General features: G+C 67.1%; 13 protein-coding genes. 9 read left to right on the plus strand and 4 right to left on the minus strand.

Annotated elements, in window-relative coordinates:
- Window positions 1-338: 338 nt before the first annotated feature.
- Both ABIC32_RS05510 and ABIC32_RS05515 read right to left on the minus strand, forming a co-directional pair.
- On the minus strand, window positions 339-764 hold the full coding sequence (locus ABIC32_RS05510; protein ID WP_354072969.1) for a CBS domain-containing protein: 426 nt from the start codon (window positions 762-764) through the stop codon (window positions 339-341).
- A 102-nt stretch (window positions 765-866) separates the two neighbouring features.
- Window positions 867-1538 (minus strand): rhomboid family intramembrane serine protease, encoded by a 672-nt coding sequence (locus tag ABIC32_RS05515; RefSeq protein WP_354072971.1) that lies wholly within the window; start codon window positions 1536-1538, stop codon window positions 867-869.
- A gap of 119 nt (window positions 1539-1657) precedes the next feature.
- On the opposite strand from ABIC32_RS05515, the gene hfaA reads away from it, so the two are divergent.
- From hfaA to ABIC32_RS05535, 4 genes are all read left to right on the plus strand, one after another.
- Window positions 1658-2098, plus strand: a complete 441-nt coding sequence (gene hfaA, locus ABIC32_RS05520) for a holdfast anchoring protein HfaA (protein ID WP_354072973.1) — start codon at window positions 1658-1660, stop codon at window positions 2096-2098.
- A complete protein-coding gene (hfaB, locus tag ABIC32_RS05525; RefSeq protein ID WP_039247049.1) occupies window positions 2095-3111 on the plus strand; it encodes a holdfast anchoring protein HfaB in 1017 nt (338 codons plus the stop codon). The genes hfaA and hfaB overlap by 4 nt, the downstream gene beginning before the upstream one ends.
- A complete protein-coding gene (hfaD, locus tag ABIC32_RS05530) occupies window positions 3038-4297 on the plus strand; it encodes a holdfast anchor protein HfaD (RefSeq protein WP_354072975.1) in 1260 nt (419 codons plus the stop codon). Before hfaB ends, hfaD begins: the two co-directional genes overlap by 74 nt.
- A gap of 110 nt (window positions 4298-4407) precedes the next feature.
- A complete protein-coding gene (locus ABIC32_RS05535) occupies window positions 4408-7293 on the plus strand; it encodes a M16 family metallopeptidase (RefSeq protein ID WP_354072977.1) in 2886 nt (961 codons plus the stop codon).
- Between the two features lie 128 nt (window positions 7294-7421).
- On the opposite strand, the gene ABIC32_RS05540 is transcribed toward ABIC32_RS05535, so the two are convergent.
- Window positions 7422-8324, minus strand: coding sequence for a hypothetical protein (locus ABIC32_RS05540; RefSeq protein WP_153923261.1), 903 nt, complete (start codon window positions 8322-8324; stop codon window positions 7422-7424).
- Between the two features lie 316 nt (window positions 8325-8640).
- Between ABIC32_RS05540 and ileS the strand changes: the two genes are divergently transcribed.
- The 5 genes from ileS to ABIC32_RS05565 all read left to right on the plus strand — a co-directional run bounded on the left by ileS (window position 8641) and on the right by ABIC32_RS05565 (window position 15235).
- A complete protein-coding gene (gene ileS, locus ABIC32_RS05545) occupies window positions 8641-11562 on the plus strand; it encodes an isoleucine--tRNA ligase (RefSeq protein ID WP_354072980.1) in 2922 nt (973 codons plus the stop codon).
- A gap of 751 nt (window positions 11563-12313) precedes the next feature.
- Window positions 12314-13567, plus strand: coding sequence for a cation:proton antiporter domain-containing protein (locus ABIC32_RS05550; protein WP_354072982.1), 1254 nt, complete (start codon window positions 12314-12316; stop codon window positions 13565-13567).
- Between the two features lie 40 nt (window positions 13568-13607).
- Window positions 13608-13808, plus strand: a complete 201-nt coding sequence (locus ABIC32_RS05555; RefSeq protein WP_354072984.1) for a DUF2093 domain-containing protein — start codon at window positions 13608-13610, stop codon at window positions 13806-13808.
- Entirely contained in the window at window positions 13805-14662 is an 858-nt protein-coding gene (locus ABIC32_RS05560; protein WP_354072986.1) for a M23 family metallopeptidase, read from the plus strand. Before ABIC32_RS05555 ends, ABIC32_RS05560 begins: the two co-directional genes overlap by 4 nt.
- 66 nt (window positions 14663-14728) lie before the next feature.
- Window positions 14729-15235: a response regulator gene (locus ABIC32_RS05565; protein ID WP_354072988.1), complete on the plus strand. Its 507-nt coding sequence runs from the start codon at window positions 14729-14731 to the stop codon at window positions 15233-15235.
- On the opposite strand, the gene ABIC32_RS05570 is transcribed toward ABIC32_RS05565, so the two are convergent.
- A complete protein-coding gene (locus ABIC32_RS05570) occupies window positions 15193-16107 on the minus strand; it encodes a lysophospholipid acyltransferase family protein (protein ID WP_316408399.1) in 915 nt (304 codons plus the stop codon). The two genes, ABIC32_RS05565 and ABIC32_RS05570, sit on opposite strands and share 43 nt — an antisense overlap.
- Window positions 16108-16135 lie beyond the last annotated feature (28 nt).

Raw genomic sequence — 16135 nt, forward strand, 5'->3', positions numbered from 1 at the left:
CCCCGTGTCAACCGCTCTTTTCAGAGATCTTTCGGAGAGAAGAGCGAACCCTTCAGACCGCAAGAAACCACCGGAGGAAAGCGAGGCTTACCTCTGAAAACCCGTCGGCGATTCGATTGGAGCGCGGAACCTAGTGAAACCAACCGATGAAAGCAAGAAGTTTTTCGCTTCTTCCTTCCGTGGGACCTTGGAGATCTTCACCCCCGCGGCCCCGCCGGCCGGCCCGTTTCCGAGCGAGGCGGCTCTATACGGAGAGGCGGATTTGTCAGCAAGCGGATTCTGACAGGAGAGGGGAAGTTTCTCGCAAAACCGGAGTCGGCCAACAGCGCGCGCGCCTCTCAGCCTGCAATATAGGTCCGCAAGCTCTCAGCCTCATGGGCGTGTTCGGCGATCTGGCACTTCACCACGTCGCCGATGGAGATGACGCCGACCAGACGATCCGCCTGCATGACCGGCAGATGCCGGATGCGCCGATCAGTCATGCGGGTCATCAAGACCGACATCTCCTCGGCCGGCTCGGCATAGATCACCTTGGCCGTCATATAGTCGGCGACCGGACGGTCCAGCGCATGGGCGCCATCGGCCGCCAGCGCCTTGACCACATCGCGTTCGGAAAACACGCCTACCACGCGGTCTCCGTCACAGACGACCAACGCTCCGACCCGCTTCTGCTCCAGTTCTTCGCACGCCTGCGTCACGGTCAGATCCGGCGCGATCGAGAAGACGGCGTTTCCCTTGGTCTTGAGGATTTCGGCGACGAACATCGCGGTCCCTTCTCTCTATAAGAGACGACCGCAGGGCCGGAATGGCGACAGGGCCGCTCAGGGAGCGATGATCGCTCACCCCCCGTCCGGAATCAACGCGCCTCACGGATGAGGCGCGGCGCCCGTTCCGAACATCCGCCCCAAGGGACCGATGGCCAAAAAGCCAACGATGAAGCCGACCGCGTGGGCCTCCCAGGCGATCCTGGCCCCTTCGGCGCCGGGTAGTCCGCCGATCATTCCGGTCACGGCGTTGACCGTCATCCAGGTGATGGCCGCGCCGATCACGCGGCGATCACCCGTCGGCAGGACCCTGCCCTGTCCGCCCAGCAGTCGTGTCGCGGCGCCGATCAGGCCGAAGACGGCGCCGGACGCGCCGACCATCGGCTCGCTGGATCCCCAGTGGATCAGTCCATAGCCCAGCGACGCCAAGACGCCGCACGCCAGATAGAAGAGCAGAAAGACCGTCGGACCGATCCTGGTCCCGAACAGCCGCGCCACCGGCGTCCCGAACGCCAGCGCCGCCACCGCATTCATGATCGCGTGGGTCCAGCCGCCGTGCAGCAGCATGACCGTGAGCAGCCCGCCCCACCGCCCCTGCTCCAGATCAATGGGCGCGAACGCCATGCTCATGCCCATGTCGGGCAGGTCGCGCTGGAAGAAAAAGAGCGTCGGCATCGATACCGCGATCAGCAGCACGACCAGCGGCACGTTGAACATCGGCTCTCGCGCCGGGCGGCTGTTCGGCGGATCGAATCGACCGGATGCGTCTGACATGACGCCACAAATGCTCAGTGACCTGCGTCACATCAAGCGCTTCTTAATAACCTTAATGCAGGTTGGGGTGCGGATCACGCTCGTGGTCCGGCGTCCGTTTGTGCGCGAGGAACCCCGGAATGCCCGCCAAGAGGCTGTTTGTATCCACCGCCGTCATGGCCTTCGCCGCCGCTGCAAGCGTGCCGGCGATCGCGCAGTCGACGGGTTCGGGCGGCGCTGCGCGCTTCCAGCAGGGCTATGGCGGCGCGCGAACGGCCGCCAATACGGCCGCGACCGGCTATACCCGCGACGCCAACGGCAATCGTCTGATCGTCAACGGCATCATCCAGTCCGGCGCCTCAACCTATTCCAGCCAGTCCGGCGGCGCGGCCTCGGCCTATGCCGGCGCAGGCGCGTCCAGCAACGGCGGCACGACCATCGGCGGCTCTACCGCCATCGGCAATCAGCTGAACGTGGTGGTCCAGGGCAGCCGCAACACCGTCATCGTCAACTCGACCCAGACCAACACCGGCGCCATGAACGCCGGTACGGCCCTGAACGGGAATATCAACCTGCCATGAGCCGCCGTCATCTCATCAAGGGGTCCGCCGCCGTTTCGGCCGTCGCCCTTCTGCTCGCCGGCTGCGTCAGCCCGGTCGCGGGTCCGTCGGGGCAATATGCGACGCCGATCGGCAACGCGCCGGTGACCGCAAACCCCACGCCCTATTCCGCCGCGCTGTATTGCCTGGCTGACTACGCACGTCGCTATAATCTGCCCTCGCCGCGCATGGCCGTGGGCCGGATCAGCGACTACACCGGCACGGTGTCGTCCGATGGCGGCCGCCAGATCACGGGCGGCGCCTCGCTGATGGCGAACTCGGCGTTGGCCAAGGCCGGCGCCCGCATCGTCGAACGCTACGACACCTCGGTCTCCGAGCTTGAGCTGCGCTACGCCAACAACAAGCTGATCGGCGACCAAGCCCCCGACGCCAAGGGGCCAGAGGACACCCAGTACCGCCGCATCCTGGCAGGCCAGGTGCCGGGCTCTGACTTCTATGTCGTCGGCGGCATCACTGAGGTGAATTACAACATCCGCTCCGGCGGCTTCGACATCGCCGGCGGCGAGGTCGACAGCAACCGCCCCGGCTCGGGCATCGTCAATCACCGCGTCTATGTGATGAACATCGCCATGGATTTGCGCCTGGTCCAGACGACCACGCTGGAGGTCGTCGATGTCGTCTCCTATCAGAAGCAGATCATCGGCCGCGAAATCTCGGCCGGCGTGTTCGACTTCCTGAACGGCAACGTCTTCGACATCTCGGCCGGCACGGGCGGGATGGAGCCGACGCAACTGGCCGTCCGCGCCCTGGTCGAACGGGCCACGGTCGAGTTCATGGCCAACCTCTATGGCGCGCCAGGCCCCGAAATCTGCCTGAACCCCGCCAACGACCCGCTCGGCGATTCCACGGTCGGCCCGACCGGCGGCTATTATCCGGCCTATCCCACTCAGGACACCAACAATGGCCAGACCCGCGCCGATCCGTCTCGTTGGCATGATGGCCGCGACGGCGACGTTCGCCGCACTCGCCACTGAGGCGAGCGCCCAGCAGACGCCGGCCTGCGATCCGCAAGCCGGCGAAACCTGCTCCAGCACCCAGACCCAGACCGGCGACGTCACCGGCCTGGTGAACATCGACCTGTCCGTCGACCAGGTGACCGTGAGCACAAACGCCCAGGGCAATGCGCTTGCGGGCGGGGTCACGGCCGCCTCCGCGGGTCTAGTCTCGCGCCAGTCGATGACCGGCGCTGCCGTGGCCCGCAGCAATGTGGTCGTGAACGGAGAGGCCGACAGCCAACTCAGCGTCGATACGACCGCGCGCGGCAACTATCTCAGCGTCACCACCGATCGCGCAACCTTCGCCGTGGACTCGAGCCAGTCCGCGACCGGCGACCGGGTCGAGGCAGGCACCTATGTTCAGGCGCCGAACGGCCGCGTGCTGCAAGGCGGTTTCGCGACCAGCACCGCCGTCGCCAACACCGTCGCTCTGGGCGGCCCCTCCTCGTCCCTGACCGGCGTCATCGACCAGAGGGCCCAGACCACCGTCTTCGCCGAGACCGTCGCCGACGTTCAATACATCCCCGCGCCCGCGACCTTCTCGTCCCAGGCTGTCGCCAATGCGGTCCAGACGAACACCACCGGCGCCTCGCACCAGGACTTGGCCATCCGCCAGTCGAACGCCGCCTCGACGACCGAGGCGCGCACCGACGTCTATGTCGACAACGGCTGGGACCTGACGGTCGGCGCCAATGCTGGGGCCAACCAGGCGATCACCGCCAACGCCGGCGGCTCCATGCTGATCCAGACGGACCAGGCCAACGCCGGCCGCGTCCGCGCCGACGCCCGCGTCCAGACCAACCTCCAGGGCCAGACGGTTCTGGCGGCCCGCAGCGTCGCCAACGAGACCGTCGCCGGCAACAACGACATCTATCTGAAGCTGGACAACACTCAGTTGAACACCGGCGGGGTCGAGGCCAACGCGACCTATGTCGGCGTCAACGGCTATGACGCCTATGTCGGCTCCGACGCCGTCGGCAATGCGGTGACGGGCTATGCCTGTTCCCAGTGCGGCGGAGACGTCAACGTCAACAACAACCAGACCAACAGCGGCAATGTCACCGCGACCACCAACGCCACGGTCTCGTCCGGACGCACCGCCGTGATCGGCGCCAACGCCGTCGGCAACAGCGCCAGCTTCTACATCAGCCGCCCCGGCGGCTGATCCGAACATGACAAGTCGGTAAGGTTCGCCAGCCCCGCTTGTGGCGAAGGCAAGCACACTTTACACATCCGGCATCGCGCCATCGGGGGTTGCGGTTTCGGAGTGATACTATGCGTTCTGCGCGTCATCTACTGCTTGTCGCCGTCTCGGGACTGGCCCTGACCACCGGGGCGTTCGCCGCCCCTGCTCTCGCCCAGACCACGCCGCCCGCTGCGGCCGCCGCCGGTCAGGTCGCGCCGTCCGCCCCCTGGGCCCAGGCCGCCAGCGACATTCCCGCCGATCCGGCCGTCCGTTACGGCCTGCTGCCCAACGGCATGCGCTACGCCCTGCTGCACAATGCGACGCCTCCTGGTCAGGCCTCGTTCCGTCTGCGCATCGACGCCGGCTCGCTGATGGAGCGCGACGATCAGAAGGGTCTGGCTCATTTCATGGAGCACATGGCCTTCAACGGCACCAAGGACGTGCCGGAAAACGAGATGTTGCGCATCCTCGAGCGCTTGGGCCTGGCCTTCGGCGCCGACACCAACGCCTTCACCAGCTTCGACCAGACCGCCTATATGCTGGAGCTGCCCAACACCAAGGACGAGACGGTCGATCCCAGCCTGCACATCCTGCGCGAGATGATGTCGGCGGCGCTCATGGCCTCGGACTCGATCGATTCCGAACGCGGCGTTATCGTCGGCGAGGAGCGCACGCGCGACACGCCGCAGTATCGCGTCTTAAAGACTCAGCTGGGCCTGCTGGCGCCCGGCCAGCGTCTGTCGGAACGCCTGCCGATCGGCGACCTCGACATCATCCGCACCGCGCCGCGCCAGCGCTTCGTCGACTTCTACGACGCCTACTATCGCCCCTCGCGCGCCACCTTCATCGCCGTGGGCGACTTCGACGTGGATGCGATGGAGGCCAAGGTCCGCGCGGCCTTCGGCGACTGGAAGCCGACCGCCGCCGATGGTCCCGAGCCCGACCTGGGAACCGTCGCCCCGCGTCAACCGCAGACCAGCATCCTGGTCGAGCCGGGCATCCAGTCCTCGATCCAGATCAACTGGATCAAGGCCCCGGACCTCAGCCCCGACACGGCCGCCGAACGCGCCGCCGACGTCCGTCGCGGCCTGGGTCTGGCCGTGCTGAACCGTCGCCTGGGCGAGATCGCCCGCGCCGACAACCCGCCCTTCATCGGCGCCGGCGCCGGTTATCAGTCGCTGTTCGACAGCCTGGACGCCGGCACCCTGTCGGTCGCCTTCAATCCCGGCGGCTGGCAGCGCGCGTTGGAAAGCGTCGAGCAGGAAAGCCGTCGTCTGGCCGAATACGGCGTCAGCGACGCCGAGCTTCAGCGCGAGATCGTCAACACCCGCACCGCGCTTCAGAACGCCGTGGCCTCGGCCGCGACCCGTTCGACCCCGGCCCTGGCGACCGGCCTCCTGGGCGCCGTCAACGACGACCAGGTCTTCAGCTCGCCCCAGACCAATCTCGATCTCTTCAACAAAGCCGTCGAAGGCCTGACCGTCGACCAGGTCAATCAGGCGACCAAGGCGGTGTTCGAGGGCCAGGGCCCGCTGCTGCTGTTCAGCTCCCCCGTCCCGGTCGAGGGCGGCGAGGCCGCCGTCACCGCCGCGCTGGAGGCCTCGCGCAATACGCCGGTTCAGGCCCGCGCCGCCGAGGCCGAGTTGAAATGGCCTTATGACAACTTCGGCGCCCCGGCGGTCCCCGCCGCCCGTTCCGAAGTCGCAGACCTGGGCGCGACCCTGGTTCGCTTCCCGAACGGCACCTTGCTGAACATCAAGAAGACGGACTTCCGCGCCGACCAGATCCTGGTCAGCGCCCGCACCGGTCTTGGCGAACTGGGCCTGCCTGCCGACACCCTGTCGCCCCTGTCGATGGCCAGCACCGTCCTGGCCCCCGGCGGTCTTGGCAAGCTTAGCTTGGACGAGATGAACCGTGTCCTCAGCGGACGCACCTATAGCGCCGCCGTCAATCAGGCCGGCGACGCCTATATCTTCGCCGGCGCCACCAAGCCCGCCGATCTCCAGCTGGAGCTTCAGGTCCTGGCCGCCTACCTCACCGATCCGGGCCTGCGCGGCGCCTCGTTCGAACAGACCAAGGCCATGTTCCCGCAGATCCTTGCCCAACTCGGCGCCACGCCGCGCGGCGTCTTCCAACGCGACGCCTCGGGCCTGCTGGCCAGCGGCGACGCGCGTGAGACGACCCCGACGGCCGAACAGATCGCCGCGATCCAGATCGACGACATCCGCTCCGGCGTTCGCTCGGCCCTGGCCCAGGGTCCGGTCGAGATCACCGTCGTCGGCGACGTCGACGTCGACGCGGTCATCGCCGCAGTCGGCTCGACCTTCGGCGCCCTGCCCTCGCGCGGTCAGGCGCCCACACCGCCCGCCGGCTCGACGGTGCGCAAGTTCCCCGCCCCGACCGCTACGCCGGTCCAGCTGTATCACACCGGCCCCGCCGAACAGGCGCTGGGCTTCGTCGCCTGGCCGACCACCGACCAGGTCGACGATCGCAAGACCGCGCGTCAGCTATCGATCCTGTCGGACGTGCTTCAGCTGCGCCTGAACGACGAAATCCGCGAGAAGCAGGGCCTGGCCTATTCGCCCAGCGCCGGCTCGACAGCCTCGGACACCTATCCTGGCTACGGCTTCATCTCGGTGACCGCGGAAACCCCGCCGGCCGCCCTGCCCAAACTGTTCGAGACGGTAGACGCCATCGCCGCCGACCTGCGCGACAATCCGATCAGCGAGGACGAACTGAACCGCGCCCGTCGCCCGGCCGTCGAGCGCATCCGTCGTAGCATGGCCGACAACGGCTATTGGCTGACCCAGCTGTCGCAGGCCCAGAGCGATCCGGCGACGCTGGACCAGACCCGCAACCAGATGGCCACCCTGGAAGCCGTCACCGCCGCCGACCTTCAGGCCCTGGCTCGCCAGTATCTGAAGTCCGACAGCGCCTGGCGCGCCACCGTCACGGCTCAGCCGGCGGCCCAGTAACGCCCACGAAAAAGGCCCCGGTTCTCGCGAACCGGGGCCAGTCGTCAGGATCGTCGACGGAGAGCCGACGGTCGCCTTATCTCATGTCCCGCCTGATCGGCGGCTGAACGGGCGTGTTCAGGTCCGGTTCAGAAGACCCGGCCGCCGACGCCGCCGTCCAGGGTGATCACCCCGGTCAGCACGGTCGCGCTCTCGACCTGTTCTTCGCGGTATTCCGTGTATTCCTCTTCGCGATACATCGTCAGGATCTTGATCCCGGCGCCGTAGCGACGCAGCAGCGAACGCTCGTTGCAATCCCGCTCGGGCTTCTCGGGCCGGCATTCCAGCTTGCCGCCCGTTCCGTACCACAGCGCCTCATGCTTGCGGCAGGTCAGGGTCGTGCCGTGATCGAAGCTGATGTCGCCGTTGTAGTCGGCGATGGTCGCCTGCAGCCAGGTGCCCGACAGGCAGCGATACAGCTCGCCCTCGAACCCTTCGGCGATCTCGCGGTCCGGCCGCACCTGCGAGGCAGGGTGCGGCACCTGGCGGTCGTCGATGCAGACGGCCTGGATGACGACCCGCTTCATCATGCTGCGGAAGGCGCTGTAGGGTGTGCGCACGGTCTGGGCGATCACGCCCTCGACAGCCAGGCCCTGGATGGTGGTCGGATAGGGCTGATCGACGCTGACATAGGCCGCGCCGCCGCCTCCGCCGAAGCTGCCCGAGAACCCGCCGGCACGCGCATTGACGTAGGATCGCGCGCCCGAGTTGGCGTTGGCCCCAGCGCCCGCGTTCGCATTGGCGCTCGCGCCAAGGTTCACGTTCACATTGACGTTGGTGTTGATGTTGCCGTTCCAGTTTCCACCGCCGCCGGGACCGCAGTTTCCACCGCCGTTGCAGGGCGGCGGCTCAGGCGGAGGCGGAGGCTCGCACGAGGTGCAGGGCGGCGGCTGACAGCCGGACGTGCATTGCGCCAGCGCGGCTCCGGCGCCCGCCGAGACGGCGAGACCGGCCGCCAGGCCCAGCATCCATTTCGTGATCCGCAGCCGCATCGGCGGGAACTCCCAAGCGAATATCGTGTCGGCCGAACAAGATTCCGGCCGATCCTCCCGTCACAAAACCGCAAAAGCCTTTCGTTTCCGTTGATGAGGCCCGCGCTTCGGGATGGCGCAATGCCGCATCCGTCTGCTAGACCGCCCGCACAATGACCGTCCGCGTCTCCATTCGCCTGATTTCGATTAGCCGCCCGGCGTAGCGCTCCTGGGCCTGATGGCCCCGTGCACGCCGGGATCGAAAGCCCTCAAGCAGCGCGAAGCGCGATAGGGCGAAGAGAACAGCGACCTAATTTTCAAGACGCCGAGACGACCTATGGCCGACGCCCCCGAAAACACCTCTGAATCCACCGCCCGCGACTATCGCGACACCGTCTTCCTGCCCGAGACCCCCTTCCCCATGCGCGGCGGCCTGCCTCAGAAGGAGCCGGTCATCCTGGAACAGTGGGGCGACCTCTACGGGACCCTGCGCGCCGAGCGTCAGAAGCAGAACGCCCCCCTCTACGTCCTTCACGACGGCCCGCCCTACGCCAACGGCGACATCCACATCGGCCACGCCCTGAACAAGACGCTGAAGGACTTCGTGGTCCGCAGCCGCTTCCTTCTGGGCTACGATGTCGATTACGTCCCCGGCTGGGACTGCCACGGCCTGCCGATCGAGTGGAAGATCGAGGAGCAGTTCCGCGCCAAGGGCCGCCGCAAGGACGAGGTGTCCAAGGACGAGTTCCGCCGCGCCTGCCGCGAATACGCCGGCAAATACATCGACCTGCAAAAGGACCAGTTCCACCGGCTGGGCATCGTCGGCGACTTCGCCAACCGCTACGCCACCATGGACTTCACCTCCGAGGCGGCCATCGTCGCCGAGTTCCACAAGTTCAAGAACTCGGGCCAGCTGTATCGCGGCTCCAAGCCGGTCATGTGGTCGCCGGTCGAGCGCACGGCGCTTGCCGACGCTGAGATCGAGTACCACGACCACGTCAGCCCGACGATCTGGGTCAAGTTCCCGGTCACGGCCATGTCCGACGACCATCCCGACGACCTGCTGGCCTTCCGCTCCAGCACACCCTCTATCGTCATCTGGACGACCACGCCCTGGACCATCCCGGCCAACCGCGCCATCAGCTACGGCCCCGAAATCGCCTATGGCCTGTATGAGGTCACGGCCATGGAAGAAGGCCTGGAGTTCGCGCCCTGGGCCAAGCCCGGCGATCGCCTGATCCTGGCCGACAAACTGGCCGAGGACGTGTTCAAGGCCGCCAAGATCGCCGCCTGGACCCGCGTCTACGACATCAATCCGTCGGGCCTCGAAACCGCCCACCCGCTGGCCGCGCTCGACAGCGGCTACGGCTTCTCCGTGCCCTTGCTGGCCGGCGACCACGTCACCGACGACGCCGGCACCGGCTTCGTCCACACCGCGCCCGGCCACGGCGCCGACGACTTCGAGGTCTGGAAGGCCCACGGTCATCACGAGGTGCCCGACACTGTCGATCCCGACGGCGCCTACTACCCCGGCGTCCCCCTGTTCGCGGGCCTGAAGGTGCTGGAGACCGAAGGCAAGAAGACCGGCAAGTTCGGTCCCGCCAATGGCGCGGTGATGGAAAAGCTGATCGAGGCCGGCAATCTGTTGGCGCGCGGGCGGCTGGAGCACTCCTATCCGCACAGCTGGCGCTCCAAGGCGCCGATCATCTTCCGCAACACCCCCCAGTGGTTCATCCGCATGGATCAGCCCCTGAAGAGCGGCGACACCCTGCGCGAGACGGCGCTGAACGCCATCGACGCCACCGCCTTCCATCCCGTCGCCGGCAAGAACCGCATCCGCTCGATGGTCGAAGGCCGTCCCGACTGGCTGGTCAGCCGCCAGCGCGCCTGGGGCACGCCGCTTGCCATGTTCATCGACAAACAGACGGGCCAGCCCTTGCATGACCCCGAGGTCGATGCCCGCATCGTCGCGGCTGTCGCCGAACACGGCGCCGACATCTGGTTCACCGCGCCCGACAGCGATTTCCTGGGCGCCCACGACCCGGCCCGCTACGAAAAGGTCGAGGACATCCTGGACGTCTGGTTCGACTCCGGTTCGACCCACGCCTTCACGCTCGACCCGCGCCTGCCGGAAAACGGCTACACCGGCGACCGTCCCGCCCACTGGCCGGCCGACCTCTATCTGGAAGGCTCCGACCAGCACCGCGGCTGGTTCCAGTCGTCCTTGCTGGAAGGCTGCGGCACGCGCGGCCGCGCCCCGTTCAAGGCGGTCCTGACCCACGGCTTCACCCTCGACGAAAAGGGGGAGAAGATGTCCAAGTCCAAGGGCAATACGACCGACCCCCTGACCATCATCAAGGAATCCGGCGCCGACATCCTGCGTTTGTGGGTGGCCCTGGTCGACTATTCGGACGACCAGCGGATCGGCAAACAGATCCTGCAGACCACGGTCGACGCCTATCGCAAGCTTCGCAACACCGTCCGCTATCTGCTGGGCGCCCTGGCCGATTTCGACGAGGCCGAACGCCTGCCGCTGGACCAGATGCCGCCGCTTGAGAAGTTCGTCCTGCACCGCCTGCACGAGTTGGACGCTCAGGTCCGTGCGGCTTACGGCGAATACCGCTTTCAGGACGTCGTCCGTCCGGTGCTGGAGTTCTGCGCCGGCGACCTGTCGGCCCTGTATTTCGACATCCGCAAGGACGCCCTCTACTGCGACCGCCCCGATGCCTTGCGCCGTCGCGCCGCCCGCACGGTGATGGACGAGGTCTTCATGCGCCTGACCGCCTGGCTGGCCCCGCTGACGCCCTTCACGATGGAAGAGGCCTGGACCACGCGCTTCCCCGACGCCGGCTCCAACTGCGCGCGGGTCATCCCCGACACCCCAGCCGAATGGCGTAATCCGGCCGAGGCCGAGCGTTGGGCGGCGATCAATACGGTTCTCGAAGTGGTCAATGAATCGCTTGAAGCCGCCCGCCGCGAGAAGCTGATCGGCGGCGCCCTTGACGCGTGGCCGGCCGTCACCGCCCCGGCCTCCGCCTTCGCCCCGTTCGAAGGCCTCGACGCGGCCGAGATTTTCCGCACCTCGGGCGCCGATCTTGTTGAAGGCGAAACCATCTCGGTCACGGTCGCTGTCGCCGACTACCCGAAATGCGCCCGCTCCTGGCGCCGCGTCCCCGACGTCGGCTCCGACCCCGCCTACCCCGACCTCTCGGCCCGCGACGCCGATGCGGTTCGGTATTGGGACCAGACGCACGCCTGATCGCACCAAAGTCTCCTCCCCACGCGTGGGGAGGGGGACCGCGAAGCGGTGGAGGGGCTCTTGAACTCCCACAGACGCCTGCGATGCGCGAAGAGCCCCTCCGTCTCTCCGCTGCGCTTCGAGCCACCTCCCCATGGATGGGGAGGAGACGATGTTCAGCCATCGCAATGTCGCTGGTCCCTTCGCAGCGATTTCAATCGCTTGCCGATTTATGTCCCTCGTCTCCCGTCCACGGGGTCAAACGGGCCCATAATACATCCGTCTCGTCGCATGGAGGGCTCGCCTGGCCTGCGACCTTGCGGCGGCGGGAGCGGAGGGAACGGGGGCGATGGTGAAATCCCATCGCGGCGCCGGGGCTGATCGGTCGGGGAATCGCCCCGGCGTCCGCAGTCGCGTCGCAGGGTCGAGGGGGATACTCGGCCGCACTCGGGACGGTCCTCGCAGGGACCGCCGACCCGTCGCAGGCTTATGGGGTTAGGCGATAAGACCGCCACCGCTCGGCGCCCCGAGCTTGCAGGCCAACCCACCGCGCGGAGCGTCATACCCTTCGTCGAAACGGTACTTACAAACTCACACTCCGGGCGAAGGCCCGGCGCTCCGCCCAGCCCTCCATTAACTTCGCAGGCCGAACGCCGCGAAGACGAAGCCGTTTTCCGTCCCGCGCGACACCGCGTCATCTTGTCAAACCGCCCCTCGCGCCCCAACTGCAAAGCCTACCAAAATCCCACCTTCGCTCGCGACGGGAGCCCTGATGCCGCATGCCGACAGCCTGATTCTCACCCTGGTCGGGGGCTTTGTCCTCGCCTTCGTGTTCGGCATGCTGGCGCATCGGCTGAAACTGTCGCCCTTGGTGGGCTATCTCGTCGCGGGCGTGATCGTCGGCCCCTATACGGGCGGCTTCGTCGCCGACACCGAACTGGCGCCGCAACTGGCCGAGATCGGCGTCATTCTGCTGATGTTCGGCGTCGGCCTGCATTTCTCGCCCAAGGATCTGATGCAGGTCCGCAAGGTCGCTATTCCGGGCGCCCTGGTTCAGATCGGCGTCGCCACCGTGCTGGGATGGGGGCTCGGCCGTTTCGTGCTGGGCCTGGGCGATGTCGAGGCTGTGCTGATGGGCTTTGCATTGTCCGTCGCCTCGACCGTCGTCCTGCTGCGGGCGCTGGAGGAGCGCAAACAGGTCAAGGGCGAGATCGGCCGCATCGCTGTGGGCTGGCTGATCGTCGAGGATCTGGTCATCGTCATTGCCCTGGTCATGCTGCCCATGGTGCTTGTCCCGGCCGGAACACAGACGGACTTTGCGGCCCTGGGTACAGACGTCGGCCTGACCCTGCTAAAGGTCGTGTTGTTCGTCGTCGGCATGCTGGTCGTCGGCGGCAAGGTCATTCCCTGGCTGCTGATCCGCATCGCCCACACCAAGTCGCGCGAGCTTTTCACCCTGGGCGTCCTCGCCATCGCCCTGGGAATCGCCTGGCTGGCCTATTTCCTGTTCCACTCCTTCGCGCTGGGCGCCTTCCTGGCCGGCCTGGTGATGAACGCGTCGCCCCTGGGTCACAATGCGGCCGAGCGATCCCTGCCGCTGCGCGACGCCTTCGCGGTGTTGTTCTTCGTTTCGGTCGGCATGCTGTTCGACCCGATGATCGTGGTGCGCCAGCCCTGGGCGGTCCTGGGCGTGCTGGGCATCGTCATCGTCGGCAAGTCGGTCGCGGCCCTCGTCATCACCCAGACCTTCAAGCTCGATCGGCCGACCGGCTTCACCGTCGCCGCGTCCCTGGCCCAGATCGGCGAGTTCTCCTTCATCCTGGCCGCGCTCGGCGTGTCCCTGGGCGCCATGAGCCGCGAGACCCACGACCTGATCCTGGCCGCCGCCCTGCTGTCGATCTCGCTGAACCCCTTCGTCTTCCTGTTCACCGATCGGATGGGCGGCAAGCCGAAGCCTCCCGCAGCCGGCGCGCTCCGACCCGCAGCGGCGGACGGCCCGATCACGGATGCGGTCGCGGCGCCCTGAGCCCCTTTCCGCGCCGTCCGCCGCCCGCTATCGTCCGCTCATGGACAAAATCGCCGCAGATCAGGCCGTTCTTCACTATGGCGACGGCGAGTTCGCCGTCTTGAAGCCCGGCCGCTTCGTGCGCTGCGCCGTCACGGACAAACCGATTCCGCTGGAAGTCCTCCGCTACTGGAGCCCGACCCGCCAGCAGCCTTACTACGGCCCCGCCGAATTCATCGCGGCCCAGCAGGGCGAAAAATGATCCCGTCGCGCCGCGCCCTGCTGACCGGCGCGGGCGCCAGCCTGATCGCCGCGCCGCTGATGGCTGAAGACCGCAACGCCCTGCCGCTGACCTTGAACGGCGCCTGGCGTCAGGGCGGCTACGCCTTCGGTCGCACCGCGCCGCGCGCCCTGATCTTCGTCGACGGCGAGGCTCTGACCACCGCCTCGGCCGCCGGCCTCTTCGTGATCGGCTTCGACCGCGACGCCGGTCCGATCACCCAGATCGAAGCCCGGTCCGGCGACCGGTCCGCCCGACGCACCCTCGACATCGCTCCCTACGCCTTCCCGTCAACCAGCGTGAACGGCCTGCCGTCCTCGACCGTCGAGCCCAGCGATCCCGCTCTGCTGGCCCGCATCCAGCAGGAGATCGCGCTGAAGACCGAGGGCTTCGCCAGCCGCATCGACGCCGACGACTTCAAGGACGGGTTCGTCTGGCCGCTGGAGAGCTACCGGGTCTCCAGCGCCTGGGGCGTTCAGCGCGTCCTAAACGGCACGCCCGCCCGGCCGCACTATGGCATCGATCTGGCCGCCCCTCAGGGCAGCGTGATCCGCGCCCCCGCCGACGGCCGCATCGCCTTCGTCCGCCCCGACATGCATTTCGAGGGCGGTCTGACCCTGATCGACCACGGTCAGGGCCTGATCAGCTGCTATCTGCACCAGTCGCGGCTGGACGTGGCGCTGGGTCAGCGCGTCCGGCGCGGCGATGCGCTGGGCCGCGTCGGCATGACCGGCCGCGCCACCGGCCCCCACCTGTGCTGGCGCATGAAATGGCGCGATCGCAACCTGGATCCTTCCCTCATGATCGGGGCGCGTGTTCCAGAAAGTCTAGCCTGATCAAAGGCTCCTCTTGCGAGACTACGCATATCCCCTTAGCCTCGATCAAAGATCTGGCGGGGCCCGATGTTTTCTCTGAAATCGCTGAACGTCCTGCTTGTGGACGACAATCAGAATATGCGCGCCATCGCGTCAGCCGTGCTGCATTCGGCCGACATCCGCAACGTCTATGAGGCGTCCGAAGGCGCGACGGCTTTCGATTTGCTGCGTCGCCACGCGATCGATCTGGCCATCGTCGATTTCAACATGTTCCCGCTGGACGGGGTCGAGTTCACACGGCTGGTCCGCATTAGCCCCGACAGCCCCAATCCGTTTCTGCCGATCATCATGATGACCGGCCATTCCGAACGCAGCCGCGTCTATGAGGCCCGCGACGCCGGGGTGACCGAGTTCATCGTCAAGCCGATCACCGCCAAGGCCGTACTGGATCGGCTGAACGCCGTCATCATGAAGCCCCGCCCCTTTATCAAGGCCGATGGCTATATCGGCCCCTGCCGTCGGCGCCGCGAGACGCCCGACTACGCCGGGCCCTACCGTCGAGGATCGGACGCCTCGCGGTCCAACGCCGCATAGACCTTGTCCGGCCAGCGCTTGTGGACCCAGAACCAGTCCACCGGATGCTCTTTCACACGGTCCTCGACGAAGCGATTGGCGGCCTGAATGCCCGCCAGCGTATCGGCCGCCTTGTCCTCGCTTTGATTGACCACGATCGGCTCGTGCGCCGTGACCCGGAACCGCACGCCAGGCAGGCGCACCACCGACAGCGGCAGCATGACCGTGTCGAACTTCAACGCCAGCCTCGCCGCTCCAGGGGAGGCGTTCACCGGCTGGCCGAAGAACTCCACCTCCGGCCCCTGGTTGTATTTCTGATCGACCAGCAAGGCGATGGAGTCGCCGCGCTTCATCCCCGCCATCAGCTCGCGCGTCCCGTCGCCCTTGGGTGCGAACAGGCGGATGCCGTACCGCTCACGGCTCTGGCGGATCAGGGCGTCGACATACGGATTATTGGCGGCGCGATAGGTCACCTGACACGGCACGCCCGAGGCCATGATCACCGCCGCCATCACCTCGAAGTTGGCCAGATGGCCCGAGATCAAAACGGCCGGCTTGCCGCTGTCGCGCAGGGCGTGCAGCCGCTCCATCCCGACCACCTCGACCCGCCCGCCTTCGGGCGTCAGATGATCCATGACCGCCAGCTCGGCGAAGGTCCGGCCCGTCTGGTCCCACTGCGCCAAGGCCAGGGCCTCGCGCTGATCGCTCGGCATGTCGGGAAAGGCGATCCGCAGATTGCGCATCACCGTCTTCTGCGTGCCGGTCAGCGGCCCCAGAGTGCGCAGCAGCCAGCCGCCCAAGCCGGACGCCCGCTCGACACCCAACAGGCGCAGAAAGCCGAACAGCGCCTGAAAGCCGAAGGCCTCCAGGCGCCAGATCAGATCCTGCTTCACGCTTGTCGCGCTACCGCCCGCCGTGCGG

The organism is Brevundimonas sp. 1080, assembly GCF_040545985.1.
GTDB lineage: Bacteria > Pseudomonadota > Alphaproteobacteria > Caulobacterales > Caulobacteraceae > Brevundimonas.

What these genes read in the sequence shown, in the direction of transcription:
- ABIC32_RS05510 (WP_354072969.1), bottom strand. Translation starts at nt 764, where the DNA reads ATGTTCGTCGCCGAAATCCTCAAGACCAAGGGAAACGCCGTCTTCTCG.
- ABIC32_RS05515 (WP_354072971.1), bottom strand. Translation starts at nt 1,538, where the DNA reads ATGTCAGACGCATCCGGTCGATTCGATCCGCCGAACAGCCGCCCGGCG.
- hfaA (WP_354072973.1), top strand. Translation starts at nt 1,658, where the DNA reads ATGCCCGCCAAGAGGCTGTTTGTATCCACCGCCGTCATGGCCTTCGCC.
- hfaB (WP_039247049.1), top strand. Translation starts at nt 2,095, where the DNA reads ATGAGCCGCCGTCATCTCATCAAGGGGTCCGCCGCCGTTTCGGCCGTC.
- hfaD (WP_354072975.1), top strand. Translation starts at nt 3,038, where the DNA reads ATGGCCAGACCCGCGCCGATCCGTCTCGTTGGCATGATGGCCGCGACG.
- ABIC32_RS05535 (WP_354072977.1), top strand. Translation starts at nt 4,408, where the DNA reads ATGCGTTCTGCGCGTCATCTACTGCTTGTCGCCGTCTCGGGACTGGCC.
- ABIC32_RS05540 (WP_153923261.1), bottom strand. Translation starts at nt 8,324, where the DNA reads ATGCGGCTGCGGATCACGAAATGGATGCTGGGCCTGGCGGCCGGTCTC.
- ileS (WP_354072980.1), top strand. Translation starts at nt 8,641, where the DNA reads ATGGCCGACGCCCCCGAAAACACCTCTGAATCCACCGCCCGCGACTAT.
- ABIC32_RS05550 (WP_354072982.1), top strand. Translation starts at nt 12,314, where the DNA reads ATGCCGCATGCCGACAGCCTGATTCTCACCCTGGTCGGGGGCTTTGTC.
- ABIC32_RS05555 (WP_354072984.1), top strand. Translation starts at nt 13,608, where the DNA reads ATGGACAAAATCGCCGCAGATCAGGCCGTTCTTCACTATGGCGACGGC.
- ABIC32_RS05560 (WP_354072986.1), top strand. Translation starts at nt 13,805, where the DNA reads ATGATCCCGTCGCGCCGCGCCCTGCTGACCGGCGCGGGCGCCAGCCTG.
- ABIC32_RS05565 (WP_354072988.1), top strand. Translation starts at nt 14,729, where the DNA reads ATGTTTTCTCTGAAATCGCTGAACGTCCTGCTTGTGGACGACAATCAG.